Source organism: Nocardioides hankookensis, from assembly GCF_042658885.1.
Lineage (GTDB): Bacteria > Actinomycetota > Actinomycetes > Propionibacteriales > Nocardioidaceae > Nocardioides > Nocardioides hankookensis.
In genome coordinates, this window is sequence record NZ_JBHSRJ010000004.1 from 1,034,847 (window position 1) to 1,061,107 (window position 26,261).

Consider the following 26,261-nt stretch of genomic DNA (forward strand, 5'->3'; position numbering starts at 1 on the left):
GGTCTGCCGATGCCCCATACGGAGCGGACATTCGCTCGCTGACTCTCCTCGAGCTGGTGAAACGGACTTTCGACGTGCCCGTACGACTCCATCCATCCAAGGACACACCTTCCTTATGACGAGCACCCTTCCCGATCTCGACTTCCCCCAGGTCGCGGTCAACGACATCGGTTCCGAAGAGGACTTCCTCGCCGCGATCGACGCGACCATCAAGTACTTCAACGACGGCGACATCGTCGAGGGCACCATCGTCAAGGTGGACCGCGACGAGGTCCTCCTCGACATCGGCTACAAGACCGAGGGCGTCATCCCCTCGCGCGAACTGTCGATCAAGCACGACGTCGACCCCAACGAGGTCGTTTCCGTGGGCGACAAGGTCGAGGCCCTGGTCCTCCAGAAGGAGGACAAGGAAGGCCGCCTGATCCTGTCCAAGAAGCGCGCGCAGTACGAGCGTGCCTGGGGCACCATCGAGCAGGTCAAGGAAGAGGACGGCGTCGTCGAAGGCACCGTCATCGAGGTCGTCAAGGGTGGTCTCATCCTCGACATCGGTCTGCGTGGCTTCCTACCCGCCTCGCTCGTCGAGATGCGTCGCGTCCGCGACCTGCAGCCGTACGTCGGCCAGACCCTCGAGGCCAAGATCATCGAGCTCGACAAGAACCGCAACAACGTGGTCCTGTCGCGTCGCGCCTGGCTCGAGCAGACCCAGTCCGAGGTCCGCCACGGCTTCCTGACCCAGCTCCAGAAGGGCCAGATCCGCAAGGGTGTCGTCTCCTCGATCGTCAACTTCGGTGCGTTCGTGGACCTCGGCGGCGTCGACGGTCTCGTCCACGTCTCGGAGCTGTCCTGGAAGCACATCGACCACCCGTCCGAGGTCGTCGCCGTCGGTGACGAGGTCACCGTCGAGGTCCTCGACGTGGACATGGACCGCGAGCGTGTCTCCCTGTCGCTGAAGGCGACGCAGGAGGACCCGTGGCAGCACTTCGCGCGGACCCACCAGATCGGCCAGATCGTCCCGGGCAAGGTCACCAAGCTCGTCCCGTTCGGCGCGTTCGTCCGCGTCGAGGAGGGCATCGAGGGCCTGGTGCACATCTCCGAGCTCGCCGAGCGTCACGTCGAGATCCCGGAGCAGGTCGTCCAGGTCAACGACGACGTCATGGTCAAGATCATCGACATCGACCTCGAGCGTCGCCGGATCTCGCTGTCGCTCAAGCAGGCCAACGAGACCGCCGCCGCCTCGGACGTCGAGGAGTTCGACCCGACGCTCTACGGCATGGCCGCGACGTACGACGAGCAGGGCAACTACGTCTACCCCGAGGGCTTCGACCCCGAGACGGGCGAGTGGCTCGAGGGCTTCGACGAGCAGCGTGCGGTCTGGGAGGACCAGTACGCCAAGGCGCACGCCCGCTGGGAGGCGCACGTCAAGCAGCAGGCCGAGGCCAAGGTCGCCGAGGCCGAGGCCGGCGAGGCCACCTCGTACTCCTCCTCCGCCCCGGCGGACGAGGACGTCGACGCCGGCGGCTCGCTCGCCAGCGACGAGGCGCTCCAGGCGCTCCGCGAGAAGCTCACCGGCGGTCAGTGACCGCTCAGCACCGCTGACGCACGAAGGCCCGTCCCGAGACATCGGGGCGGGCCTTCGCCGTCTCTGCTGCTAGCGGACCGCGCGCACCAGGGCGGAGACACCGTCCCGCTTCGAGCGGTGCTCGCGCGAGGAGGCCACCAGGCTCACCCGGCGCTGGGCGCTGGCCCGGGCCCGGTCGGTGCGGGTGACGACGAGCCGGACCCGGTAGGTCTGGCCGGGCCGGAGCAGCGGGGTCACGAAGCGCCCGCTCGTGACGCCCCGGGTGATGTCGCGCCCGCCGCCGACGTAGCGGACCGTGAAGGCGGGCGAGGCCGGACCGCCCCGGAGGGTGAAGCGGTCGGCCGCCGTGCCGGCGTTGCGCACCTGGACGTCCAGGGCGCCGGTGCGTCCCGGCCTGCTGGTGTCGAGCCGGACCGTCGCGGACTGCTTCCACGCGCCACCGGCGACGCGGATCCGGGCGTCCGGCTGCCAGACCGTCGGCGTCGACGGCGGCGGGTCGATCGGCGGGTCGACCGGGGGGACAGGCGTCGGGGTGACGGTGTAGCGGATCGAGCGGACGGTCTCGTTGCCGGCGCCGTCGGTGGCGGTCACGGAGACCGTGTGCGGGCCGGGGGCGGACGGGGCGGCCGCGCCGTACGCCACGGTGCTCGCGCAGGCGTCGAGGTTGGCGCCGCCGCGGTCGGTGCACCCGAAGGTGACCGGAGGCAGGACGTCGCCCTCGGCGTACGTCGCGCCGTCGGTCGGTCCCTCCAGCGTCACCTCCGGATCGATCCGGTCCGGTGCCTCGAACTTGAACGCGCGGTAGGTGATCCACGCGGGCGAGCGCATCGCCCACACCTCGGTCCCATCGGCGCTCACCTCGGAGGCCGTCACCTCGGGGTCGGCGGGCGGGCACAGCTGAGCGGCGGCCACACCGGTGCAGTCGCCGGCCTGTGACCAGCCGACCATCGTGTTGCCGTCGTCGAGGCGTTGGGCGTCACCGGCGAAGGGGGCGTAGCGGGGGTCGGCATCGAAGCTGGAGACGACCGCGGCGGTCATGGCGTCCTGGTCGAGGTCGTACTCGACCACCCGGGTCACCGGGCGGGCGACCCGGGGGCCGTCCGGGTCGCCCGGTGTCGGGCACATGTCGGCGCTCTGACCACCGAGGTAGGTCGGACCCTCGTCGCGCGAGCCGTTGTCGAAGAACAGCAGGTGCCCGTTCGGCAGCAGACGCGGCATGTGCTGGGCGCACGGCCCTCCGAGGGGGTCGCCGAACAGGTCGAAGTCGTTGTGCGGTCCGCCGAGGCGCCAGACGACGTCGCCGGGCTCGAAGCCGTCGTGGTACGTCGTCGAGATGCGCATGATCGTCGACTGGTTGCGGAACGACGCGAGGATGTCACCGTTGTCGAGCATCTGCAGCGCGTTGATGTGGGCGTAGTCGCCGTTCGGCGCGATGTACGCCTCGGCCGGGTCGAGGTGGTTCTTGGAGCTCCAGGTGAAGTCCGCCTTGCCGTCCGGGCCGACGATCTGGATCACCGCGTCGATCAGTCCCGCGCGCGCGTGGTAGCCCATCAGCAGTGCGCGACCGTCGGGCAGCAGCTCGGCGTCGTGGCTGTCCGTGTCCAGCGGGATGCCGTCGAGCCGGTAGGTGTCGACCACGCGGAGCTGGTCGTCGAGCACCTGGATCGCGTAGCCGCCACCGGGGACGCGCAGTGCGGCGGTGAACTGGTGCGGGTCCTGGGCCGAGACCTTGAAGTCCGAGCTGGGTCCGTCGGTCTCCCTCACGATGCGCGGCACCCCGCGGTGGTCCAGGACCGCGAGCGAGCCGTGCTGTGCATCGAGGAAGCTCTGGAAGCCCACGAACACGTAGCCGGGGGCCTGGCCGGGCTGGTCGGTGACGACGTCGACCTCCGGGAAGTGGGCCGGCAGGTAGACCCACGACTGGTTGCTGGTGCCGGCGCTGTCGGTGATCTGGACGTTGACCTCGTCGCCGACCTCCAGGCCGGTGACGTCCGTGCTGGTGGCGGTGAGCGGCACCCCGTCCACGCGGATCCGGGCGGCCGGGTCGGTGCTGGTGGCGGTGACGTGCACGGTGCCGTCACGAGGATCGGGAGTCGTGGGGGACATCGCCGTCGCGCCGATCGCGAACCTGCCCTGGTCCGCGTCGTACGCCGGCCAGGTGCTGACGCGGGTGCCGGTGATGGTCACCTGGTGCACCGGCGGGTCGGCCGCCACCCCGTCCGGTGACGAGGTGATGGCCACCCCGCCGATCGCCAGGCTGACGCAGAGGACGACCGACGGGGAGCGACGCATGCGCGCACTGTAGTTGCGCGCCCGCGCCTGGGTGGGAGAAGCAGGTCAGCGCGCCAGAGGAGCCACGAACCGGGCGTCCTCGAAGTGCGAGACCGGCGGGCGCTGGGGCCCCCGGCCGTCACGGACGATGAGGGCGACGCTCGCCACGCTGAGCGCCACCACGACGAAGAGGAGGATCATCAGGAAGGTCATGGCAGTAATCATGCGCCGATCGAGATCCCGCCACGAGTGGCAGAAAAGTCATGGTTCGTTGATTTTCTGCCATCCGTGGGGCAGGGTGTCTCCATGAAGTCCGTGGCCGTGATCGTGCAGGAGGGAGCCGAGCCGTTCGGGCTCGGTTCGCTGGTGGAGGTGTGGGGCGAGCCCTACCACCCCGAGGACGACAACCCGGTCTTCGACTTCCGGGTCTGCACCCCCCGACCCGGTCGGCTCCGGGGGCGCTCCGACTACGACCTGGTCGTCGAGCGCGGCCTGGAGGCGACGCTGGACGCCGACCTGGTCTGCCTGTCCCCGAAGTACGACTTCCTCGACCACGACCCGGCGGTCCTGGACGCTCTCCGCGCCGCGGATGCGCGCGGCGCGACGATCTACGCCCACTGCTCGGGCGTCTTCGAGATCGGGGCCGCCGGCCTGCTCGCCGACCGCGAGGTCACGACCCACTGGCGCTACACCGACCGCCTGGCCGAGCTCTATCCGGAGGCCCGGGTGCGCCCCGACGTCCTCTACTGCCACGACGGCAACATCCTGACCGGGGCCGGCGCAGCCGCCGGCATCGACGCCTCGCTGCACCTGATGCGCGACCACTTCGGCGCGAAGGTGGCGGCGACGACGGCGCGCCGCATCGTGGTGCCGCCGCACCGCGACGGCGGCCAGGCGCAGTTCATCGCGAACGCCGTGCCCGACTGCGACGCCGAGACCCTCGGCCCCCTGCTCCAGTGGATCGTCGAGAACCTCGCCGAGGACCTGAGCGTCGAGACGCTGGCCCGCCGCAACCACATGTCGGCGCGCACGTTCGCCCGCCGGTTCCGGGCCGAGACCGGCACCACGCCGCACTCCTGGGTGACCCGTCAGCGGGTGCAGGCGGCCGAGGAGCTCCTGGAGCGCACCGACCACTCGATCGACTGGATCGCGGACGAGGTCGGGTTCGGCAACGCGGCCACCCTGCGCCACCACTTCGCGCGGGTGCGCGGGCTGAGCCCGCAGCAGTACCGGCGCCGCTTCGCCGGCTAGCGGATGAGCCCCAGGTCGGCGGCGAGCTGACCGGTCACCTGCCGGAAGTGCGCCTCGTAGTCGAGGACGCCGCGGTGCATGTGGCCGAAGAGCTCGAGGCTGAGGTGGCCGAAGACCGTCGACCAGGCCATCAGCCAGCGCAGCATGCGGTCGTCGTCGACGGGGGTGCCGACGGCCTCGCGGACCGGGCCCAGGGCGGCGTGCTCCGCGCGGCTGAGCCTGCCCGTCGGGGCGGCGAGCGTGTCACCGGCGAGCTGGGACTCCGCGACCATCGCGAGCAGCGCGCCGGTGATGCGGCCGGCGGCGGGGACGGTGTCGTCGGGGGCCACGTAGCCGGGGACGGGGGAGCCGTAGAGGAGGGCGTACTCGTGCGGGTGGGCCAGCGCCCAGGCGCGGATGGCGTCGGCCCAGGCCAGGAAGCCGGGATCGGCGGCCTCGACGACGGTGCCGAGCTCGTCGTACGCCTCGATGATCAGCGCGGTCAGCAGGTGGTCGCGGCTGGGGAAGTAGCGGTAGACCGCCGACGAGACGAGCCCGACGTCGCGGGCGATCTGTCGGACCGACAGGGCCGCCGGACCGACCTCGGCGAGCTGGGCGCGGGCGCGGTCCAGGATGGCGCGGGTCTGGTCGGCGCGGTTCTCGGCGCGGGACTTCGGGGCCATGCGGACATGCTCGCACATTTCGAGAGCAGTGCTCTTGTTTTCGTCGATCAGGTGTGTCACTCTGGAGAAACAGAGAGCGGTGCTCTCGTTTCTACCTCAGGAGGAACCATGTCCGAGCTCCACGTCGTCGTCGGCGCCGGCCCCGTCGGCCGCGCCACCGCCCTCGAGCTGGTCGCGGCCGGCCACGAGGTGCTCCTCGTCAGCCGGTCGGGGAGCGGTCCCGAGCTCGCCGGCGTACGCCGGGAGGCCGCCGACGCGGCGGACGCCGAGCGCCTGAGCGAGCTCGCCGCCGGTGCCGTCGCGATCTACAACTGCGTGAACCCGACCGACTACACCGTGTGGCCGACGTTCTGGCCGCCGGTGGCGGAGGCGTTCCTCGTCGCCGCCGAGCGCACCGGCGCGCTGCTGGTGACCGCGTCGTGCCTCTACGGCTACGGCCCGGTCGACGGTCCGATGGTCGAGAGCCTGCCGGACGCTGCCACCACGAAGAAGGCGCGGATCCGGGCCGGCATGTGGGCCGAGGCGAAGGCCCGCCACGAGGCCGGACGGATCCGGGCGGTCGAGGTGCGCGGGTCGGACTACATGGGCCCCGGCGTCACCGTCGAGGCGGGGCACGTCGCCCGGGTCGCGCCGGCGGCCCTGGCCGGGAGGACCGTGCGGGTGATGGGCCGTCCCGACGTGCTGCACTCGTTCACCGACGTCCGCGACATGGGCCGGGCCCTGGTCGCCGTGGTCGGCGCGCCGCAGACCTGGGGTCGCGTCTGGCACGCGCCGACCAACGCGCCCGTCACCCAGGCGCAGGCGATCGCCGACGTCTGCCGAGCAGCCGGCCGCGAGCCGGTGAGGGTCAAGGCGTTCCCGAGGGGCACGCTGTCCGTCAGCGGGGTGTTCGTGCCGGTGATGCGCGAGCTGAAGGAGACGGAGTACCAGTTCAAGCAGCCCTACGTGCTCGACTCGAGCGCGATCGAGCGCGAGCTCGGGCTGGCCCCGACCCCGTGGGACGAGGTGTGCCGGGCCACCGCGGTCAACGCCGACCCCGAGCTCGCCTCGGCCTAGGGCACGTCTCCCAAGTCGGAGCGCCTGCTGCGCGAGCTTTCGCATCCGATCTGGCGGCGTTGTCGGCGACTCGACGGGCCTCCGGCCCGCCTTCGCACCTCCGCCTTGCCAGATACGGCGCGAAACCCCGCTCGCGACGGCGCCGACTTGGGAGACGCACCCTAGGCGGCGACGGTCTCGAGCCCGCTGCGCACCAGGTCGGCGTACCGGCCGCCGCGCAGCAGCAGCTCCTCGTGGGTGCCGAGCTCGACCACGCGGCCGTGCGCGAGCACCGCGATCTGGTCGGCGTTGCGCACCGTCGAGAGACGGTGGGCGATCGTGATCGTCGTGCGGCCCTCGGCCAGCTCGTCGAGCGCCGCCTGCACGTCCCGCTCGGTCCCGTTGTCGAGCGCGCTGGTCGCCTCGTCGAGCACCAGGATCCGCGGGTTGCGGAGCAGGGTGCGGGCGATCGCCAGCCGCTGCTTCTCGCCGCCGGAGAACCGGTGGCCGCGCGAGCCGACCATCGTGTCGTAGCCCTGCGGGAGTGCGGCGATGACGTCGTGGATGCGGGCGGCGCGAGCGGCGGCCTCGATCTCGGCATCGGTGGCATCCGGCTTGGCGTGCAGCAGGTTGTCCTTGACGGTGGCGTGCAGCAGGTAGGTCTCCTGCGTGACCACGCCGACGGCGGCCGCGAGGTCGTCGAGCGTGAGGTCGCGTACGTCGACCCCGTCGACCCGGACCGCTCCGGCGGTCGGGTCGTGCAGGCGGGCGACCAGCGACGCGAGCGTCGTCTTGCCGCTGCCGGTCTCGCCGACCAGGGCGAGCGAGCCGCCGGCCGGCACGGTCAGGTCGATGTCGTGCAGGACGGTCGCGTCGCCGTACCCGAAGTCGACGTGGTCGAAGCGGACCTCGCCCCGGACGGCGCCGAGGCGGACCGGGTCGGCCGGGTCGTCGATCTCGACGGGCAGGTCCTGGTACTCGAAGATCCGGCTGAAGAGCGCGAGCGATGCAGTGACGTCGGCCTGGACGCCGAGCAGGCCCATCAGCGGCCGGAAGAGCGCGCTCTGCAGGGCGACGAAGGCGACCAGGGTGCCGATCGTCATGCCGCCCGAGGTCGCGGGCAGGCCGGCGGCGAGGTAGAGCGCGGCGGGGACGGCGGCGAAGACGATGTTCATGGTCGCCATCAGCCAGCGGCCGGCCAGCTGGGAACGGACCTCCAGGTCGACGAGGTCGGCCGAGGTCTGCTCGAAGCGGCGCGCGAGCGTGGGGGCGGCGCCCAAGGTCTTGGTGAGCTGGACGCCGCTGATCGACAGGCCCTCCTCGACCTGCACGTGCAGGTCGGCGAGCTTGGCCTGGCGGGCCGCGGTCACGGCGTACCGCAGGCGCGCGACCTTGCGGGTCAGCAGGACGGCCGGCGGGAGCACGACGAGCGTGATGAGCGCGAGCTGCCAGCTCAGTGCGACCATCGCGATGACGGTGCCGACGACCGTGGTCAGGTTGGAGGCGATCGAGGTGGCCGTAGAGGTGACGACCGACTGCATGCTGCCGATGTCGTTGACCACGCGCGACTGGATCTCGCCGCCGCGGGTGCGGGTGAAGAAGCCGACCGACTGGCGCTGGAGGTGGCCGAAGAGATCGGAGCGCAGCCGGTGCATGACCCGCTGGCCGATCATCGTGGACTGCCAGGACTGCACGACGCCGAGCGCAGAGGTCGCGACGGCGATGCCGACCATCAGGGCGACGCAGGTGAGCAGGAGGCCGACGTCCTGCTGGGGGATCGCGACGTCGATGACGTGCTTGACCAGGAACGGCTGGGCGAGCGCGATCGTCGAGCTGGCGACGATGAGCGCGACGACGAGCAGGAGACGGGCGCGGTGCGGCGCGAAGAGCCGGCCGATCCGGCGCAGGGAGACAGGGGCTTCGGCGAGCTGCGCCTTGTCGGCGGCGCGCTTCTCGGCGTTGGGGGTTGTGGGCCTCGCCATCGGACCACCCTCTTTCTGAGCATCGGGACTGGCGTATTAGTGAGGTTACCTCACGATGAGGGAACAACAACAATTGCTAGCATGTTCCCGTGCACTCCCACTCCGAGCCCGGCGGCGAGTCGACCAGCGACCTGCTGATGATGGCGGCGCGCTCGTTGCGTCGCTCGTTCGGCGAGTCGATGGCGGCGTACGACGTGACGCCCAGCCAGGCCCGGGCGCTGCGGGTGGTCGCCGAGCACGGGTCGGTGCGGCTGTCTGCGCTCGCCGAGGCGCTGCGGATCGCGCCCCGCTCGGCGACCGAGGTCGTGGACGCGCTCGAGCAGCGCTCGCTCGTCGCGCGCGAGCCGGACCCTGCCGACCGGCGCGCCACCAGCGTGGTGCCGACCGAGGCCGGTCTGCGGCTCGGCGCGGTCCTCGACGAGGCGCGGCGCACGGCGACCGCGGAACGGCTGGCGGTGCTCAGCGACGCGGACCGGGCCGAGCTGTCCCGGATCCTGCGGCTCGTCGTCGATCAGGAGTAGCGGTGGCTCTTCGCCGCGTGCCCGGCCTCGCGGGTGCAGGTGCGCCCGTTCATCGAGCGGTGGCCGCAGAGGCCGTCGGTCTCCGGCGCTGCGGCCTCGGTCGGGTCGGCCTTCGCGGCCCTCTTCGGGGCCTCCGGGGCGACCGGGACCGGCCGGGGCCGGGCCTGCGGCTGACCGCCGCGGGCGGCGGCCGCTCGTGCGTACTTGGCCTCGCGCATCGCGCGCAGCTCGTCGGTCTTGCTCATGCTTCGCTCACGGGAACAACCTAGGGCACGGCACCGACACCGCCTCACAGCGTGGTGATCAGACCTCCGTCGATCACGTGGTCGCTGCCGGTGATGTTCGCGGCCCGGTCGCTCGCCAGGAAGACCGCCAGGTCGGCGATCTCCTCGGGGCGGGTGAACCGGCCCGTCGCTGCGGCCGCAGCCTGACGTCGTACGACGTCCGCCGCGTCGGTGCCGCTGGCCCCGCCGACGGTTGCGGCGACCCCGCCCTTGCCCAGCCACAGGTCGGTCTCGACCGGCCCCGGGCTGATCGTGTTGACCCGGATCGCCGGGCCGAGCTCCTTCGAGAGCGACTTGCACAGGTTGGTCAGCGCGCCCTTGGCCGCGCTGTAGTCGATGACGCCCGGGTCGGGCAGGAAGGCGTTGACCGAGCTGATCGTCACGATGGTGGCGCCGGGGCGGCCCGTCAGGTGCGGCACCGCGGCACGCATGGTGCGGACCGCCGCCAGGAAGTTGATCGTCAGTCCCCAGTCCCAGTCCTCGTCGGTCAGGGCGAGGAAGCCCTCGAGGCGAGGACGGACGGCGCCGACGTTGTTGACGAGGATGTCGAGGCCGCCCAGCGTCTCGACCGCTGTCTCCACGAGCGAGGCCGGGCCAGCCGGCGTGGTGAGGTCGACCGAGATCGGGTGGACGTCGCCGGTCGCGGCCAGCTCGTCCAGCTCGGGGCTGCCCTTGAGCGCGCCCGCGACGACCCGGACACCCTCCGCGGAGAGTGCCCGGGTGATCGCGAGACCGATGCCCCGGCTGGCGCCGGTGACGACCGCGGTCCGACCCGTCAGACCCAGGTCCATCGTCAGAGACCCTGGTCCTTCAGCCACGCCAGGCACTTGTCGGCGACGTCGCGCCAGCCGTGGTCGATCGTGAGGGAGTGCGCGCGGTCCTGGAACTCGAAGATCTCGGTGACCGCCTCGCTGTGCCGGTACTGCTTCAGCGTCGACTTGGTGACGGCCTCGGGGACGGTGTTGTCCTTGCCGCCCATGATGAGCAGCAGGGGACCGCGGCCCGAGTTGTCGGTGGCGACCTTGGCGGGGGAGTGCGGGTTGAAGTTGGCGGCGGCCGCCTCGAAGAGCGGCTTGCCCGGCGCCGGGATCGCCCACTGCTCGAACAGGCTGTCGGACTCCTCGGGCGGGATCGCGTTGCCGAACGCGAAGCGGAACTGCTCCGCGGTCAGCGACACGGCCTTGTGCTTGTTGGTGGGGTTCTTGAAGACCGGGAGCGTGGCCTTGAGCGCCGACAGCGGCAGCGGCAGCACGCCCTTGATCTGGGCGGCGTCGATAGCGATCGCGGCGGCCGCCAGGTCCTCGCCGAGGAGCCGCTGGGCGATCATGCCGCCGAAGGAGTGACCGACCAGGATCGGCTTCTCCGGCAGGCCGGCGATCACCTCGGCGAAGTGGGCGACCACGTCGTCGATGCCGTGGTCGGCGATCTCGTCGGGATTGGCCCGGGCGGCCTCGACCGTCTCCGGGTCGCCGGGCCAGCCGGGCGCGGACGCGGCGTACCCCTCCTCGGTGAAGAGGTCGATCCAGGTGTCCCAGGACCGCGCGTGCAGCCACAGGCCGTGGATGAAGAGGACGGGTGCGCTCATCGGATTTTCCTCCCGTGACGGTGGTAGACCGACCGGTCTACCTACTCGGGGCTAACGTAGGGCCGATCAGCAGGGACTGACAAGGGGGTCAGGCGATGGGCGAGACGCAGCCGTCCGCTGCTCGCCAGCGCATCCTCGAGACGGCGGACCGGCTGTTCTACGACGAGGGGATCCATGCCGTCGGGATCCAGCGGGTGATCGCCGAGGCCTCGGTCACCCGGGTCACCCTCTACCGGCACTTCCGGTCCAAGGACGACCTGATCACGGCGTACCTCGAGCGGCGCTCGCAGTGGGACCACGACCAGGTCGACGGCGTCATCGCGGAGTACGCCGACGACCCGCGCGGCGCTCTCACCGAGCTCGCGGCCGTGCTGACCCGCGACGACTTCGGCGGGGTGAGCCGCGGCTGTCCGTTCATCAACGCCTCGGCGGAGTTCACCGGGACCCATCCCTCGCGCGTCTACGCCCGGGAGATCCGGACCTGGGTCACGGGCCGGTTCGAGGAGCTGCTCCGGCGCCTCGACCACCGGAGCCCGCGAGCCACCGCCCAGCAGCTGATGATGGTGCGCACCGGTGCAGTCGTCTCGGGCGCACTCGACGGCAACGACCACCTCAGCGCGGACTTCCTGTCCTGCTGGGAGGACCTGATCGACGCGGGGCTCAGCGGCTGACCGGGTAGCGCAGGTGCAGCACCCGGTCGCCCTGGATGACGACGCTCGGGTCCTGGAGCAGGTGCTGGGAGTCGACCGGCCCGAAGTAGCGCTTGCCGGAGCCGAAGACGACGGGGACGACGTCCATGGCGACCTCGTCGACGAGCCCGAGCGCGAGCGCCTGGCCACCGACCTCGCCCGCGCAGACCGCGACGATGCGGTCCCCGGCCCGACGCTTGGCCTCCTGGATCGCCTCCGCGACGTCGTCGAAGAACGGGACGTCGGCCTCGGGGTGCCAGCCGTCCGGCTTCGGCCGGTGCGACACCACGACCAGGTGGTCGCCTGCGGGCGGCCGGGCGTCCCACCCGTTGGTCAGGTCGAAGAGGTGCCGGCCCTGCACGGTCGCGCCGATGCCGTCCCACAACGAGCGGACGTAGTCGACGGAGCGCCGGCCGATCCGGAACGGCCCGTGCTGCTCCTCGCCCTCGGCCTCGACGATCGGGGTGTCCCCGTTGAAGTACCAGTCGAAGAGCGGTCCGACCTCGTCGTTGTCGTCGGCGATGAAGCCGTCCACCGACACCACTGCGTGCATGATCACCGTTGCCATGCCTCCTCCGACCACCCTTACGGGCGGGATTCATCGCAACGGGAGTACGCCGGGGGCGGGACGTGGCACGATCCCACCTCATGGGAAGCATGAGACGGACGTCACTCGTCGCGATCGCGGCGGCAGCCCTCGCCGCGGGCGCACTCACCGCCACCTCGACCGGCGTCGCGACCGCCGACCCGGCGCCGTTCGTGCTGCGGGGGAGCGTCAACCAGCTGTACGTGCTGGACGCGACGCCCGGCACCGCGCTCGAGCTCGTCGACAGCGGCAACGCCGTCGTCGGCACCGGCACCGTCGACACGGCCGGCAGCCTGGCCTGGCGCGAGCTCGACAAGGGCACCTACACGGTGCGCACGACGAGCGGCCCGGTCGAGTCCGACACCGCGACGGTCAGCGACTACGCCGACCCGGCCCCGGCGCAGTCGTTCTACGACGGCCAGACCCTGCCCGAGGGCTTCAGCTACCTCCAGACCCGCGACGGCACCACGCTGTCGGTCAACGTCGTCTTCCCCTCCGGGTCGGGCCCCTACCCGACGGTCGTCGAGTACTCCGGCTACGACCCCAGCAACCCGGCGAACACCCGGATGGCGCAGATCTACACCGCCCTGGGCTACGCCTACGTCGGCGTCAACATCCGCGGCACCGGCTGCTCGGGCGGTTCCTTCCGCGCCTTCGAGGCGATCCAGAGCCTCGACGGCTACGACGTGATCGAGACGGTCGCGGCCCAGTCGTGGGCGAAGTTCCACGAGGCCGGCATGGTCGGCATCTCCTACCCGGGCATCGAGCAGCTGTACGTCGCGCAGACCCAGCCGCCGCACCTCTCGGCGATCTCGCCGCTGTCGGTCATCGACGACACCTACCAGGGCACGCTCTACCCGGGCGGCATCCTCAACACCGGCTTCGCAGTCCCGTGGGCCACCGATCGCGACAAGCAGGCCGAGCCCTACGGCCAGGGCTGGGAGCAGGGCATGGTCGACGGGGGCGACACCGTCTGCGCGGCCAACCAGGACGTGCGCCTGCAGAACCCGGACCTGCTCGCCCTGATCAACGACAACCCCTTCTACACGAAGGCGGTCGGCGACCCGATCTCGCCGATGCTCTTCGTGCACAAGATCAACGTGCCGGTCTTCCTTGCCGGCGCCTGGCAGGACGAGCAGACCGGCGGCCACTTCCCGTCCATGCTCGACGACTTCACGGGCACGCCGCACCTCTACGCGACGATGGTCAACGGCTCGCACACGGAGTCGCTGAGCCTCGGCGTCCTCGACCGCTACGCCGACTTCCTCGACCTGTACGTCGCGCGCCGCACCCCGACCGCCACGAAGGCGTTCGTCGGACCGGTGGTGGCGAGCTCGATCACCGGCGTGAGCGGGCTCCAGATGCCGAAGGGGCTCGACTACTCCGGTCTGAGCTACGAGCAGGCGCTGGCGAAGTTCGAGGCGCAGAAGCCGATCCGGGTCCTCTTCGAGGAGGGCGCCGCCGACGGCCAGCCGTCCGGCTCGCCGCTGCCACGCTTCGAGAAGTCGTTCGGCTCCTGGCCGATCAAGGGTGCCAAGCCGACCGCCTGGTTCCTTACCTCGGGCGGCGAGCTCGCCGCGAAGCCGTCGACGACCTCGCCGCGCAAGGCCCGCGTCCGCAGCTACCGCGCCGACGCGTCGGCACTCCCGGCGACGACGTACACCGGCTCCAGCGGTGGCATCTGGGCCGCGCACCCGGCGTACCACTGGAAGCAGATCCCCGCCGGCAAGGGCCTCGGCTGGATCACGCCGCCGCTGAAGAAGACGGTGGTCGCGGTCGGCACGGGCTCGGTCGACCTGTGGATCCGGACGCCACGCGCGCGCGACACCGACCTCGAGGTGACGCTGAGCGAGGTGCGGCCCAACGGCAAGGAGGTCTACGTGCAGTCGGGCTGGCTGCGCGCCAGCCACCGCAAGCTCGCGGCTGCGAGGTCGACCGTGATCTCGCCGGTGCACACCAACCGCAAGGCTGACGCCCAGCGGCTGTCGAACAAGCGGTTCACGAAGGTGCGGGTCGAGCTGTTCCCGTTCGCCCAGCCCTTCCGCAAGGGCTCGCGGATCCGGATCACCCTCGACGCGCCGGGCAACTCGCGGCCGCTGTGGGCCTTCGACACGATCTCGCACGGTGAGCGGGTGCAGGTCGCGACGGACCGGGCGCACCGGTCGCGGATCGTGCTGCCGCTCGTCGCCGGCGTCGACGTGCCGAAGCAGGCGCCGCCGGCCTGCGGCTCGCTGCGCAGCCAGCCGTGCCGGACGTACCAGGGGTAGCGGGCCTCGGGCAGGATGAGTCCCATGCGAGTGGGACTGACCGGAGGCATCGCCTCGGGCAAGAGCACGGTGTCCGCGATCCTGGCCGAGCTGGGCGCCGTCGTCATCGACGGCGACAAGCTCGCGCGTGAGGTGGTGGAGAAGGGGACGCCGGGCCTGGACCAGGTCGTCGCCGCCTTCGGCCCTGAGATCCTGACCCCCGACGGCGACATGGACCGCGCCGCCGTCGGCCGGATCGTCTTCAACGACGAGGCGAAGCGCAAGGTGCTCGAGGGCATCGTGCACCCGCTGGTCTTCGAGCGGTACGCCGCGCTCGAGGCCTCCGCCCCGCAGGACGGCCTGGTCGTCCACGACATCCCGCTGCTCGCCGAGTCCGGCCGGGCCGACACCTTCGACGCCGTGATCGTCGTCGAGACCCCGGCCGAGGTGCAGATCGAGCGGATGCTGCGCGACCGCGGCTGGACCCGCGAGGACGCCGAGTCGCGGATCGCCGCCCAGGCCACCCCCGAGCAGCGCCGCGCCATCGCCACCCACCTGATCGTCAACACCGGCACCCGCGAGGAGCTGCGCGCCCGGGTCGAGCAGGTCTACGCCGAGCTGACCCGGGCATAAATGGTCTCGACCCCGCCCGAGCGAGTCGGACGGGGTCGAGCGGCTGGTTGCCGGTCAGGCAGCCAGGTCGGGGTCGCCGAGGCGGCGCAGCTTCTGGAGCGCCTCGCGCTCCAGCTGCCGGACCCGCTCGGCGGAGATGCCGTGCTTCAGACCGATGTCGGCGAGCTTGTGCTGCCGACCGTCGACCAGGCCGTAGCGCGAGCGGATGATGTCCGCGGCGCGGTCGTCGAGCTGCCCGACCAGCGAGTTGAGCCGCTCGCGCGACTCCACGTCGAGGACGGTCAGGTCCGGACCCGGCGAGGTCTCCTGGGCCATCAGGTCACCCAGCGACGTGTCGCCGTCCTCGTCGATCGGCGAGTCGAGGCTGACGTGCTCGCGGCCCCACGCCATCAGGTCGAGGACCCGGTCGATGCTCATCCCGAGCTCGGCGGCGATCTCCTGCGGGTCGGGGTCGCGGCCCAGCTGCCGCTCGAGCGTGCGGCGGGCGCCGCCGACCTGGTTGAGCTCCTCGACGACGTGCACGGGGAGGCGTACGACGCGAGCCTGCTGCGCGATGCCGCGGGTGATCGCCTGCCGCACCCACCAGGTGGCGTACGTCGAGAACTTGTAGCCCTTGGTGTAGTCGAACTTCTCGACCGCACGGATCAGGCCGGTGTTGCCCTCCTGGATCAGGTCGAGCATCGGCATCTGGGCCCGGCCGTACTTGCGGGCGATCGAGACGACCAGCCGCAGGTTGGCGGTGATGAACGTCTGGACGGCCTTCTGGCCCTCCTCGGCGAGCCACTCGAGCTCCTCCTGGGTGGCCGACATCGGCGCGCCACCCTTCTTGCGACCGACGCGGCCCTCGGCGAGCAGGTGCTCGGCCATCAGGCCGACCTCGATCGCCTTGGAGAGCTCGACCTCGGACTCGGCGTCCAGCAAGGGGTTCCGGGCGATCTCGTCGAGGTACAGGCCGACGCTGTCGCGGCCCTCGATCTCTCGCGTTCGACCCGGCGCGGTACGTGTAGCCATGGGACGCCCTCCTTCCGTCGGTGGTGACGCCACTGCGTCCCCACACGTCTTCATCAACGTCCACGGTGTCCGCTGGATTCCCGCTGCAAACGTGGACCCTTCACCCGTGACGACGTGCGAGAGGCCCCAGGAGTTGCGTCGGCGACGTACTCTCAGGGACTTCTCAGGGGCGGGCTGAGGGTTCAGCCCCGGCCAGGCCCATCCGATCGAGGATCCAGGCCAGCGTGAAGGCCCGGTCGTGCCACGACTTGTAGCGTCCGGAGACGCCGCCGTGACCGGCCGACATCTCGGTCCGGAGCAGGAACTCCTGCCGCCCGACCGCCGTCGCCCGCAGCCGCGCCACCCACTTCGCCGGCTCCACGTAGAGCACCCGGGTGTCGTTGAGCGAGGTCTCGGCCAGGATCGGTGGATAGTCCACCGCCGCCACGTTGTCGTACGGCGCGTACGACGCCATGTAGTCGAAGACCGCCGGGTCGTCCTCGGGGTTGCCCCACTCGTCGTACTCCGTGACGGTCAGCGGCAGCGTCGCGTCGAGCATGGTCGTCAGCGCGTCGACGAACGGCACCTGGGCGACGATCCCGGCGAAGAGATCCGGGGCCTGGTTGGCCACCGCGCCCATCAGCAGGCCCCCGGCGCTGCCGCCCTCGGCCACGAGGGTGTCGGCGGTGGTCCAGCCGGCGTCGACCAGGTGGCGACCGCAGGCGATGAAGTCGGAGAACGTGTGCTGCTTGGCGAAGAGCTTGCCCTCGTCGTACCACCGCCGCCCCATCTCGCCGCCGCCGCGCACGTGCGCGATCGCGAACGCCGCGCCCCGGTCGAGCATCGCGAGCCGGGCGATCGAGAAGTAGGGGTCCATCGACGCCTCGTAGGCGCCGTACCCGTAGAGCAGGGTCGGCACCGGGCCGGTGCGCCCCTTGCGCGCCACGATCGAGATCGGGACCTGCTCGCCGTCCTCGGCCGTCGCCCAGAGCCGGTGCTCCTCGTAGTCGGCGGCGTCGTACCCGCCGAGCACCGGCGTACGACGCAGGAGGGTGAGCTCGCGGCTGCGGACGTCGTAGTCGTAGACCGACGGCGGCACCGCCATCGTCGTGTAGCCGAGCCGCACCGTGGGCTGGTGGAAGCCCGGGTTGCCGGCCGAGCCGATCGTGTAGACCTCGTGCTCGAACTCCACTAGGTAGTCGTCGGCCACGCCGGCGCTCCCTTGTCCGGGAGGGGCGAGCTCGAGGATCCGCAGCTGGGTCAGGCCCTCGCTGCGCTGGTGCACGACCAGGTGCCCGGCGAAGGCGTCCACGTCCTCGAGGCGTACGGCGGGGTCGTGCGCGATCAGCGGCTGCCAGTCGTCGGCGGCGGTCGGCGCGACGGGCGCCGTGGACAGCTCGAAGTCGGCGCCAGTGTGGTTGTGCATCACCAGGAAGACGTCCTCGCCGGCGATGACGGCGTGGTCGAGCGAGTACTCGAGACCCTCGACCCGCTCGGCGAAGACCTGCCAGCCGGCGTCGGGGGAGTCGGCGTCGAGGAAGCGGTACTCGCTCGTGGTCTTCGAGCCCGACGCGATCACCAGGAAGCGGTCGGTGCGGGTGCGGCCGACGCCCACCCAGAAGCGGCCGTCGGTCTCGTGGTGGACCAGCTCGTCCTCCTCCTGGGTGGTGCCGAGACGGTGCCGCCAGATCTTGTCGGCTCGCCAGGAGTCGTCGAGCGTCGTGTAGTAGAAGTTCTCGCTCGCGCGGTCCCAGGTGGCGCCACCGATCACTCCGGTGATCTCGTCCGCGCGCAGCTCGCCGGTCGCCAGGTCCTTGACCCGGATCGTGTACCGCTCGTCGCCGACCACGTCGGTCGAGTAGGCCAGGAGCGTCGTGTCCGGGCTGACGGCCGACCCGCCGAGCGAGAAGAACTCGTGGCCCTGGGCGAGCGCGTCGAGGTCGAGCAGCACCTGCTCGCCGGGCAGCGCGGGCTGGTCGGGCGCGGTGTCCTCGGCCGGCTTCGGCGGCGTCCAGTCGGCCTCGTCGGTGACCGGGACGCGGCAGCTCGCGCCGTACTCCTTGCCCTCGAAGGAGCGCCCGTAGTACCAGAAGCCGCGGTTGCGCGTGGGCACCGAGAGGTCGGTCTCGCGGGTGCGCGCCTTGATGCCGTCGAAGATCGCCTGGCGCAGGTCGGCGAGGTGGGCGGTCTGCTCCTGGGTGTACTCGTTCTCGGCCTCGAGGTAGGCCGTGACCTCGGGCGACTCCTTGTCGCGCAACCACTCGTAGTCGTCGGTGCGGGTGTGGCCGTGGATCTCGGTGCTGGTGGGTCGCCTGTCGGCGACGGGCGGGACGGGGGAGCGCTGCATGCCGCGACGATAGCGTCGGGTCGTGCACGCCCCACCGAGCAGGCAGACGATCGACCTGAACGCCGACCTCGGCGAGGAGGTCACCGACGACCCGGCCCTGCTCGCCGTGGTCACCAGCGCCAACGTGGCCTGCGGCTACCACGCCGGCAGCGCGGCGATCATGCGCGCGGTCTGCGAGGAGGCCGCCCGCCTCGGTGTCTCGGTCGGCGCGCAGGTCTCGTACGACGACCGGGCCGGCTTCGGGAGGGTCGCCCGCGACGTGGCGTACGACGTGCTCCGCGACCAGGTCGCCGACCAGGTCGGCACCCTGACCGAGATCGCGGCAGCTGCGGGCACGACCGTGCGGTACCTGAAGCCGCACGGCGCGCTCTACCACCGCGTCCTCGACGACGAGGAGCAGGCGCGGGCGGTCCTCGACGGGTCCGGCCACCTGCCGGTGCTCGGGATGCCGGGGCGGCTGCTCACCCTGGCGGCGGACGCCGGCCGGACCGTCCTCCACGAGGGCTTCCCCGACCGCGGCTACACCGCCGACGGTCGGCTGGTCCCGCGCTCGGAGCCGGGCGCGCTGCTCACCGAGGAGCACGAGATCGTGGCGCAGGCGCTCGCGCTGGTCGGCAGCGTCGACTCGGTGTGCCTGCACGGCGACAGCCCGGGCGCCGTAGCACACGCGAGCGCCGTGCGCCGTGCCCTCGAGGCCAGTGGTCTGGTACTCCAGGGGCTGTAGGGACGAAACCGCTCATCGCCGCGCCGGGACGCCCGATCATGGGTCGGTGACCATGACGCTCCGCCGCGCACTGACCGCGGCCGCCATCGCCCCTGTCCTCCTCGCTCTCGGCGCATGCAGCGGATCCGTCTCGGTCGGAGGCGGGGGCTACGACCCCGCCGACGTCGCGGACCAGGTGCAGAAGGCCCAGCAGGACGTGACCCCGGACCTCGACGTCGCCGACGCGAGCTGCCCGGACGAGTCCGACCCCGAGGAGGGTGCCTCGATCGAGTGCACCGTGACGATCGAGGGCGTCGAGGCGCCGTACACGGTCACCTTCACGAGCGTGAGCGACGACAACGTGAAGTTCGACATCGCGCCAGCGCAGGCGATCATCTCGACCGACAAGGTCGTCGACTACCTGCTCCAGGAGGCCTCCGACCAGGGCCTGGGCGACGCCGAGGCCGACTGCGGCGAGGACGCCGTCATCGTGCAGGACCCCGACACGACCTTCGGCTGCACGCTCTACTTCGGCGAGGAGAGCCAGGACGTCACGCTCCGGGTCAAGGACCTGGACGGCACCGTCGCGCTCGAGTCCTGACCCGTCCACAGGCGGAGTCACAGGTCTGGACCGGTTGCTGTGGACAGTCCACTCCAGTTGTGGATGACCGGCCCCGACCTGTGGACGAGCCTGTGGGACCGCCGGAATCTCGCCCGCACCCCTTGCGGGCTGTGACGCGGACCACGTAGAACTCTCCTCACCAGATCACCGGCAACGGGGGTCTGGGGATCGGACAGGAACCAAGATCCACCCCGCGGGGCAACTCGCGGCGTCGGCCCGGTGACGGGGACGGCGGGGTCGCGGGGAGCGCCCGGTCGACCGGACGTCACCGAGCCGGTCGAAGCGAAGGGCCCCTGGTGCTCATACCACCGGGGGCCCTTCATCCATTTCCATGGTCGTACGCCGCTGCTGCCCTGGCAACGGCGCCCGTGTGACGTCTGTGTGAACTGCACCCGGACGCTCCATCACACTGGGGTCCATGGACCTCCACGCCGTCGGCCGCTCGGCCGTGCTCGCCGAGGTCGGCGACGCCGTCGAGGCGCTCGACCTCGCGACCTGGGCGCGGGCGACCGGGGTCGACGCGGTCGAGGTGGTCCCGGCGGCGCGCACGGTGCTCTTCGACGGCGTCGGCGACCCGTCCGCGCTCCGCGACCGGCTGGCCGGCTGGAGCCCGTCCGGCGGGCCGCCCGAGGGGGAGCGGGTCGAGGTCCCCGTCGTGTACAACGGGCCCGACCTGGCATTCGTGGCCGAGGCCTGGGGGACCGACGAGGCCGGCGTCGTCGCCCGCCACTCCGAGATCGAGTACGTCGCCGCGTTCTGCGGCTTCGCGCCCGGCTTCTCCTACCTGTCCGGGCTGCCCGCGGAGCTCGCCGTACCCCGGCTGGAGTCGCCGCGCCCACGTGTCGAGCCCGGCTCGGTCGGCCTGGCCGGCACCTGGTGCGGCGTCTACCCGACCGCGTCGCCGGGCGGCTGGCGGCTGCTCGGCCGGACCGACGTGCGGCTGTGGGACCCGACCCGCGACCGCCCGGCGCTGCTCGCGCCCGGCACCGCGGTGGTGTTCGTCCCGAGATGACCTCCCTGCACGTGCTCGCCACCGGACCGCTGGTGACGGTCCAGGACCGCGGTCGCCGCGGCTTGGCCCACCTCGGGGTCGCGCGCGCCGGCGCCCTGGACGCGCCCGCCGCCGCGCTCGCCAACCGGCTCCTCGGCAACGACGCGGACGCCGCCGTCCTCGAGGTCGTGCTCGGCGGGCTGGAGCTGCGTGCCGACGGCGGCTGCTGGGTCGCGGTCACCGGCGCCGGGCACGACCACGCCCGCGCCGAGTGGCTCTCCGACGGCGCCACGCTCCGGGTGGGGACGCCTCCGTCCGGGGTGTGCACGTACGTCGCGGTCGCCGGCGGGATCGCCGTCCCGCCCGTGCTCGGCTCGCGGTCGACCGACACCCTCGCCTGGGTCGGCCCGCCGCGCGTTGAGGCGGGCACCGTGCTGCCGGTCGGGGAACCGCAGGGGGAGCCGCGGCCGCTGGACGCGCCTCGCCCGGCCCGGCGCGGGCCGCTGCGGGTGCGGGTCGGGCCGCGCGCCGACTGGTTCGCCGACGACGCGATCGAGCGGCTGTGCGCCGCGCCGTACGCCGTCGCCGCCGACTCCAACCGGATCGGCCTGCGCCTCGACGGCCCGCCGATCGCGCGCGTGCGCACGCAGGAGCTCGCGAGCGAGGGGATGGTGCTCGGCGCCGTGCAGGTGCCGCCCGACGGGGTGCCGATCGTGTTCCTGGCCGACCACCCGCCGACCGGCGGCTACCCGGTGCTGGCGGTCGTCGAGGAGGACGACCTGTGGCAGTGCGCTCAGCTGCGGCCGGGCGAGCAGGTCCGGTTCACTCCGGCTCGTCGGTGACCGGCGGGATCCAGGGGCTGAGCTCGGGGTCGTCCTCGGCATAGCTGCGCACCGGCCCGGCCGGCGTCGCCGCCGTCTCGAACCGCACGGTCACCACGCCTCGTCCCGACCCCCACACCCAGCCGCGGCCCATCTCGGTGTGCTCGACGTCCATGCCCGGCGCCCAGGCCCGGCGGGAGTGATGCGGGACCTCGACCTCGGGCAGCTCCTCGTCCTCCTCGGCCGTCTCGCCGAAGAGGTCCTCCTGGACCCAGTCGGCGAGCCCGGAGACGCCGACGCCGAGCAGGCGTACGCCGCCGGAGGTGTCCAGGTCGGCGAGCAGGCCGCGCGCGAGTCGGCCGATCGTGGCGGCGGTGTCGGTGGGGGAGGCGAGCGTGGACGAGCGGCTCAGCGTCGTGAAGTCGTGCATCCGCACCTTGATCGTGACCGTGCGCCCCGACAGGCCGCTCTTGCGCAGCCGGCGCGCGACGTCGCCGGCCTGCCGGGTCAGCAGGTGCTCCATCAGGCTGCGGTCCGTGAGGTCGTGGTCGTAGGTGCCCTCGACGCTCACCGACTTCGCCTCGCGCTCGGCCACCACGGGCCGGTCGTCCTGGGCCCGGGCGAGGTTGAAGAGCCAGTGCCCGCTGGCCTTGCCGAGCAGCCGGACCAGCTCGTCCTCGCTGAGCAGCTCGAGCTCCGCGACGGTGTGCACGCCGGCGCGGCGCAGCCGCTCGGCGGTGGCGGGGCCGACGCCGGGGATCACGGTGACGCTCATCGGCCGGAGCAGGTCCTGCTCGGTGCCCGGCGCGACGACGACGAGGCCGTCGGGCTTGTCGAGGTCGCTGGCGACCTTCGCGATGAACTTCGACGTCCCGATCCCGACCGAGGCGGTCAGCCCGCCGGTCACCTCGGTGATCCGGGTGCGCAGCTCCTCGGCGAACGCGGTGACGGAGGGCAGCGACAGGTCCGCGAGCCCCGGGTGCTCGGCCAGGTCCGCGGCTGCGAGGTCCACGAACGCCTCGTCGAGCGACAGCGGCTCGACCAGCGGCGAGATCGAGCGCAGCACGCCCATCACCTGGTCGCTGGTCGAGCGGTAGGCGTGGAACCGGCCCGAGAGGAAGGCCGCGTGCGGGCACCGGGCCCGCGCCTCGCGGGTCGACATCGCCGAGCGCACGCCGTACCTGCGCGCCTCGTACGACGCCGTCGACACCACGCCGCGGCCGCCGACCCCGCCCACGACGACCGGCTTGCCGCGCAGCGACGGCTTGTCGCGCTGCTCGACCGCCGCGAAGAACGCGTCGAGGTCGAGGTGCAGCACCGACGCCACCGCTCGCACAGCCGCAACCTATCGCGGGCCGCCGACGGCTCCGGCAGCCCACCTACCGTCCACAGCCGGGCTCCCGACACGGGTCTCCACAACCCGGCCCGGGAACCCCGCCCGGCGTCGGCGCGTCCGGGGACCGTCGAGGCATGACCGCAGACCAGACCAGCCCCACGACCACCCTGACCGCCCGCACCCCCGAGGACGTCCTCGCCGTGGTGCCCGTCGTGCTCGGCTTCGAGCCGACCGAGTCGATGGTGATGCTCACCTTCGGCAGCGACCCGCCGTTCCACGCCCGCGTGGACCTGCCCGACGACGAGGGCGACGTCGCCGAGATGACCGCGATGCTGGTCGCCCCCGCGCGTGAGCACCGGGTGCCGCGGGCGTTCCTCCTCGTCTACAGCGAGCGCGACCGGCTCGCCGACCGGGCCCTGGGGGCGACCGCACGGGCGCTGCAGCGCGCGGGCATCGAGGTGATCGACGGGCTGCGCACCGACGGGAGCCGCTGGTGGCCGGTGCCGAGCCGGCCCAGCCTGCCCGCCGACGGGGTGCCCTACGACCTGTCCGCGCACCCGTTCGCGGCGCAGGCGGTCTACGACGGGCGGGTGGTGCACGCCTCCCGCGAGCGTCTTGCGCAGAGCATCGCCGCCGACCCGGTGCTGGTCGGGCGCGTGGTGCCGGCGCTGGCGGCGCTGACCGGCGACCCGCCGCCGGCCCTCGACGAGGGCAGGTGGGTGCGCGAGCTCGTGGTGCGCCACGTCGCCTCCCGGACGGTGCCCGACGACGCCGACCTCGCCCGGCTGCTGCGCGGGATGCTCGACGTCCGGGTGCGTGACGCCGCGTGGTCGCCGCTGCGTCGGGACCGGTCGAGGGAGCACGTCGAGCTCTGGAGCGACGTCGTCCGCCGCGCGCCCGACCCCCTGGTGCCGGCGCCGGCCGCGCTGCTGGCGTTCGCCGCGTGGCAGGCCGGGCAGGGTGCGCTGGCGTGGTGCGCGGTGGACCGGTGCGTCGACGTCGACCCGGGCTACTCGCTGGCGGGCCTGGTCGCCGAGCTGCTGACCCGGGCCGTCCCGCCCGACACCTGGGAGGGGGAGTTCGACTGGACGGTGGGCCTGGGGCGTTGACGGCGCGCTTAGGGTGCGGTCATGGGCGAAGAGGTGGATGCTCAGGAGTTCTCCCGCGCTGACCGCACGCGCCACCGGGAGAAGGTGCGCCGCAACCTCGACGTGTTCGCCCGGATGCTGCGCGAGGCGCGCTTCGACACCGACGACCCGATGACCGGGCTGGAGGTCGAGCTCAACCTCATCGACGAGGTGGGGGACCCGGCGCTCAAGAACGCCGAGGCGCTGGAGGCGATCGCCTCCCCGGACTTCCAGACCGAGCTCGGCCAGTTCAACATCGAGATCAACAGCGCCCCGGCCAAGCTCCGCGAGGGTGGGCTGACGACGTTCGAGGAGAGCCTGCGCCGCAGCCTCAACGACGCCGAGGAGAAGTCCGCGGCGATCGGTGCCCACATGGTGATGATCGGCATCCTGCCGACCCTCGCCGAGGGCCACATGGGCCTGGACAGCCTGAGCGCCAACCCGCGCTACAAGCTGCTCAGCGAGCAGATCCTCAACGCCCGGGGCGAGGACATCACGATCGCGATCGACGGGGTCGAGGAGCGGCTGCGCACCACGTCCGACTCGATCGTGCCGGAGGCGGCCTGCACCAGCACCCAGTTCCACGTGCAGACCTCGCCCGACCAGTTCGCGGCGTACTGGAACGCCTCGCAGGCGATCGCCGCCGTCCAGGTGGCGGTGGGCGCCAACGCGCCGTACCTCCTCGGCAAGGAGCTGTGGCGCGAGACCCGGATCCCGCTCTTCGAGCAGGCGACCGACACCCGCAGCGAGGAGCTGAAGGCGCAGGGCGTGCGTCCGCGGGTGTGGTTCGGCGAGCGCTGGATCACCTCGGTCTTCGACCTCTTCGAGGAGAACGTCCGGTTCTTCCCCGCGCTGCTCCCGGTGACCGACGACGAGGACCCGCTGGCGGTGCTCGAGGACGGCGGCACGCCGCGGCTGCCCGAGCTGCGCCTCCACAACGGCACCATCTACCGCTGGAACCGGCCGGTCTACGACGTCGCCGGGGGAGTGCCGCACCTGCGCGTCGAGAACCGGCTGCTGGCCGCCGGGCCGACCGTCGCCGACACGATCGCCAACGCGGCGTTCTACTTCGGCCTGGTCCGGGCGCTCGCCGAGAGCGAGCGGCCGCTCTGGTCGCAGATGTCCTTCAGCGCCGCCGAGGAGAACTTCCACGTCGCCGCCCGGCAGGGCGTCGACGCCCAGATCTACTGGCCGGGCGTCGGCCAGGTCCGGGCCACCGAGCTCGTGCTGCGCCGCCTGCTGCCGATGGCCCGCGAGGGCCTCGCCTCCTGGGGCGCGTCGCAGGAGGAGTCGGACCGGCTGCTCGGCATCATCGAGCAGCGCTGCCTGCTCGGCACCAACGGCGCCGAGTGGTTCGTGCAGCGGGTCCGGGCCGAGGGCAACCGCGACCGGTACGACGCGCTGCGGGCCGCGCTGCTCGACTACCGCGAGCGGATGCACACCAACGAGCCCGCGCACACCTGGGACTAGCGCGACCAGACGGGTCAGCGGGTCCGCAGCCGCTTCCATTCCCGCCGTACGCCGGTCCGCGGGTCGAACCAGCCCTTGCGGGTGACGACCACGAGCGTGAGGTCCACAGCTGCCTCGGCGGTGGCGGCCCGGGCGGCCGCGAGCCACTCCAGGTCGACGTCACCGACGTCGAGCGGCCCGGAGCGGGTCAGCCACAGCATCGGAACGGCTCCGGCCACCGGGGCGCGTCGGCGGGCGGTGTGCACCATCGCGGCGACGACGTCGGCGCGCAGCGCGTGGTCGAGCTGCTCGTCCGGCGCGACCGCGAACACGTCCTCGCGGCCGCCCGGCCAGCCGACGTGCAGCAGTGGCGGGTGCAGCCGCCGTCGTTCCCGCGCGGCGTGGTCGGCGACCGCCCGCCGCAGCACCAGGTGCAGCGGACGGGCCACCGGTTCCTGGATCCCCTCGACCGTCCTCACCTCGTCCCTTCCATGGGGACAGCCTCGCCCGATCGTGCGGTTCGTGCAGATGTCCTCCACAGGTCGCCGCGG

The 26,261-nt window shown here is 72.2% G+C and carries 25 protein-coding genes; 13 read left to right on the forward strand and 12 right to left on the reverse strand.

From position 1 onward, the window contains the following. Window positions 1-115 precede the first annotated feature (115 nt). Window positions 116-1,579 carry a 30S ribosomal protein S1 gene (rpsA, locus tag ACFPYL_RS11410; protein WP_379153957.1) on the forward strand — a complete coding sequence of 488 codons (1,464 nt, stop codon included), beginning with the start codon at window positions 116-118 and terminating at the stop codon, window positions 1,577-1,579. Between the two features lie 69 nt (window positions 1,580-1,648). Here the strand turns inward: rpsA and ACFPYL_RS11415 are convergent, their stop codons facing one another. Next, window positions 1,649-3,871 carry an aryl-sulfate sulfotransferase gene (locus tag ACFPYL_RS11415; protein ID WP_379153959.1) on the reverse strand — a complete coding sequence of 741 codons (2,223 nt, stop codon included), beginning with the start codon at window positions 3,869-3,871 and terminating at the stop codon, window positions 1,649-1,651. A gap of 45 nt (window positions 3,872-3,916) precedes the next feature. After that, window positions 3,917-4,063, reverse strand: coding sequence for a hypothetical protein (locus ACFPYL_RS11420; RefSeq protein ID WP_379153960.1), 147 nt, complete (start codon window positions 4,061-4,063; stop codon window positions 3,917-3,919). A 93-nt stretch (window positions 4,064-4,156) separates the two neighbouring features. Between ACFPYL_RS11420 and ACFPYL_RS11425 the strand changes: the two genes are divergently transcribed. Further along, the gene (locus tag ACFPYL_RS11425; RefSeq protein ID WP_379153962.1) at window positions 4,157-5,101 is read left to right on the forward strand and encodes a GlxA family transcriptional regulator; all 945 of its coding nucleotides are present in this window, start codon (window positions 4,157-4,159) and stop codon (window positions 5,099-5,101) included. Here ACFPYL_RS11425 and ACFPYL_RS11430 read toward each other — a convergent pair. Then, on the reverse strand, window positions 5,098-5,763 hold the full coding sequence (locus ACFPYL_RS11430) for a TetR/AcrR family transcriptional regulator (protein ID WP_379153964.1): 666 nt from the start codon (window positions 5,761-5,763) through the stop codon (window positions 5,098-5,100). The genes ACFPYL_RS11425 and ACFPYL_RS11430 overlap by 4 nt on opposite strands. Before the next feature lie 108 nt (window positions 5,764-5,871). Here ACFPYL_RS11430 and ACFPYL_RS11435 point away from each other — a divergent pair, with 108 nt between their 5' ends. Next, window positions 5,872-6,819 carry an NAD-dependent epimerase/dehydratase family protein gene (locus tag ACFPYL_RS11435; RefSeq protein ID WP_379153966.1) on the forward strand — a complete coding sequence of 316 codons (948 nt, stop codon included), beginning with the start codon at window positions 5,872-5,874 and terminating at the stop codon, window positions 6,817-6,819. Between the two features lie 161 nt (window positions 6,820-6,980). Here the strand turns inward: ACFPYL_RS11435 and ACFPYL_RS11440 are convergent, their stop codons facing one another. Then, a complete protein-coding gene (locus tag ACFPYL_RS11440) occupies window positions 6,981-8,780 on the reverse strand; it encodes an ABC transporter ATP-binding protein (RefSeq protein ID WP_379153968.1) in 1,800 nt (599 codons plus the stop codon). 89 nt (window positions 8,781-8,869) lie between these two features. On the opposite strand from ACFPYL_RS11440, the gene ACFPYL_RS11445 reads away from it, so the two are divergent. Next, window positions 8,870-9,301 carry a MarR family winged helix-turn-helix transcriptional regulator gene (locus tag ACFPYL_RS11445; RefSeq protein WP_379153970.1) on the forward strand — a complete coding sequence of 144 codons (432 nt, stop codon included), beginning with the start codon at window positions 8,870-8,872 and terminating at the stop codon, window positions 9,299-9,301. Here ACFPYL_RS11445 and ACFPYL_RS11450 read toward each other — a convergent pair. The 3 genes from ACFPYL_RS11450 to ACFPYL_RS11460 are packed head-to-tail and all read right to left on the reverse strand — an operon-like array spanning window position 9,292 to window position 11,170. Then, the gene (locus tag ACFPYL_RS11450) at window positions 9,292-9,546 is read right to left on the reverse strand and encodes a hypothetical protein (protein ID WP_379153972.1); all 255 of its coding nucleotides are present in this window, start codon (window positions 9,544-9,546) and stop codon (window positions 9,292-9,294) included. The genes ACFPYL_RS11445 and ACFPYL_RS11450 overlap by 10 nt on opposite strands. Before the next feature lie 44 nt (window positions 9,547-9,590). After that, window positions 9,591-10,376, reverse strand: a complete 786-nt coding sequence (locus ACFPYL_RS11455) for an SDR family NAD(P)-dependent oxidoreductase (RefSeq protein WP_379153974.1) — start codon at window positions 10,374-10,376, stop codon at window positions 9,591-9,593. A 2-nt stretch (window positions 10,377-10,378) separates the two neighbouring features. Further along, window positions 10,379-11,170: an alpha/beta hydrolase gene (locus tag ACFPYL_RS11460; RefSeq protein WP_379153976.1), complete on the reverse strand. Its 792-nt coding sequence runs from the start codon at window positions 11,168-11,170 to the stop codon at window positions 10,379-10,381. 95 nt (window positions 11,171-11,265) lie between these two features. Between ACFPYL_RS11460 and ACFPYL_RS11465 the strand changes: the two genes are divergently transcribed. Continuing rightward, on the forward strand, window positions 11,266-11,841 hold the full coding sequence (locus ACFPYL_RS11465; protein ID WP_379153978.1) for a TetR/AcrR family transcriptional regulator: 576 nt from the start codon (window positions 11,266-11,268) through the stop codon (window positions 11,839-11,841). Here ACFPYL_RS11465 and ACFPYL_RS11470 read toward each other — a convergent pair. Next, the gene (locus ACFPYL_RS11470; RefSeq protein ID WP_379153980.1) at window positions 11,831-12,427 is read right to left on the reverse strand and encodes a dihydrofolate reductase family protein; all 597 of its coding nucleotides are present in this window, start codon (window positions 12,425-12,427) and stop codon (window positions 11,831-11,833) included. The two genes, ACFPYL_RS11465 and ACFPYL_RS11470, sit on opposite strands and share 11 nt — an antisense overlap. An 89-nt stretch (window positions 12,428-12,516) precedes the next feature. Between ACFPYL_RS11470 and ACFPYL_RS11475 the strand changes: the two genes are divergently transcribed. Both ACFPYL_RS11475 and coaE read left to right on the forward strand, forming a co-directional pair. Further along, window positions 12,517-14,712 (forward strand): CocE/NonD family hydrolase, encoded by a 2,196-nt coding sequence (locus ACFPYL_RS11475; protein WP_379153982.1) that lies wholly within the window; start codon window positions 12,517-12,519, stop codon window positions 14,710-14,712. 24 nt (window positions 14,713-14,736) lie between these two features. Then, window positions 14,737-15,324, forward strand: a complete 588-nt coding sequence (gene coaE, locus ACFPYL_RS11480) for a dephospho-CoA kinase (RefSeq protein ID WP_379153984.1) — start codon at window positions 14,737-14,739, stop codon at window positions 15,322-15,324. Between the two features lie 54 nt (window positions 15,325-15,378). On the opposite strand, the gene ACFPYL_RS11485 is transcribed toward coaE, so the two are convergent. Together ACFPYL_RS11485 and ACFPYL_RS11490 are read right to left on the reverse strand one after the other, a co-directional pair. Continuing rightward, on the reverse strand, window positions 15,379-16,335 hold the full coding sequence (locus tag ACFPYL_RS11485; RefSeq protein WP_379153986.1) for a sigma-70 family RNA polymerase sigma factor: 957 nt from the start codon (window positions 16,333-16,335) through the stop codon (window positions 15,379-15,381). A gap of 163 nt (window positions 16,336-16,498) precedes the next feature. Then, window positions 16,499-18,661 (reverse strand): S9 family peptidase, encoded by a 2,163-nt coding sequence (locus ACFPYL_RS11490; RefSeq protein WP_379153988.1) that lies wholly within the window; start codon window positions 18,659-18,661, stop codon window positions 16,499-16,501. 22 nt (window positions 18,662-18,683) lie between these two features. Between ACFPYL_RS11490 and ACFPYL_RS11495 the strand changes: the two genes are divergently transcribed. From ACFPYL_RS11495 to ACFPYL_RS11510, 4 genes are all read left to right on the forward strand, one after another. Continuing rightward, window positions 18,684-19,385, forward strand: coding sequence for a 5-oxoprolinase subunit PxpA (locus ACFPYL_RS11495; protein ID WP_379153990.1), 702 nt, complete (start codon window positions 18,684-18,686; stop codon window positions 19,383-19,385). A gap of 52 nt (window positions 19,386-19,437) precedes the next feature. Continuing rightward, window positions 19,438-19,965: a DUF4333 domain-containing protein gene (locus ACFPYL_RS11500; RefSeq protein ID WP_379155444.1), complete on the forward strand. Its 528-nt coding sequence runs from the start codon at window positions 19,438-19,440 to the stop codon at window positions 19,963-19,965. A 439-nt stretch (window positions 19,966-20,404) separates the two neighbouring features. Beyond that, complete coding sequence (locus tag ACFPYL_RS11505; RefSeq protein ID WP_379153992.1) at window positions 20,405-20,998, forward strand: 5-oxoprolinase subunit B family protein; 594 nt, start codon at window positions 20,405-20,407, stop codon at window positions 20,996-20,998. Then, window positions 20,995-21,819 (forward strand): 5-oxoprolinase subunit C family protein, encoded by an 825-nt coding sequence (locus ACFPYL_RS11510; RefSeq protein ID WP_379153993.1) that lies wholly within the window; start codon window positions 20,995-20,997, stop codon window positions 21,817-21,819. The genes ACFPYL_RS11505 and ACFPYL_RS11510 overlap by 4 nt, the downstream gene beginning before the upstream one ends. Here ACFPYL_RS11510 and ACFPYL_RS11515 read toward each other — a convergent pair. Next, a complete protein-coding gene (locus ACFPYL_RS11515) occupies window positions 21,800-23,134 on the reverse strand; it encodes a DNA polymerase IV (RefSeq protein ID WP_379153995.1) in 1,335 nt (444 codons plus the stop codon). The genes ACFPYL_RS11510 and ACFPYL_RS11515 overlap by 20 nt on opposite strands. A gap of 134 nt (window positions 23,135-23,268) precedes the next feature. Between ACFPYL_RS11515 and ACFPYL_RS11520 the strand changes: the two genes are divergently transcribed. Beyond that, window positions 23,269-24,243 carry a DUF4192 domain-containing protein gene (locus ACFPYL_RS11520; protein WP_379153997.1) on the forward strand — a complete coding sequence of 325 codons (975 nt, stop codon included), beginning with the start codon at window positions 23,269-23,271 and terminating at the stop codon, window positions 24,241-24,243. Between the two features lie 21 nt (window positions 24,244-24,264). After that, a complete protein-coding gene (locus ACFPYL_RS11525; protein WP_379153999.1) occupies window positions 24,265-25,731 on the forward strand; it encodes a glutamate--cysteine ligase in 1,467 nt (488 codons plus the stop codon). A 14-nt stretch (window positions 25,732-25,745) separates the two neighbouring features. On the opposite strand, the gene ACFPYL_RS11530 is transcribed toward ACFPYL_RS11525, so the two are convergent. Further along, a complete protein-coding gene (locus ACFPYL_RS11530) occupies window positions 25,746-26,189 on the reverse strand; it encodes a hypothetical protein (protein ID WP_379154001.1) in 444 nt (147 codons plus the stop codon). Window positions 26,190-26,261 lie beyond the last annotated feature (72 nt).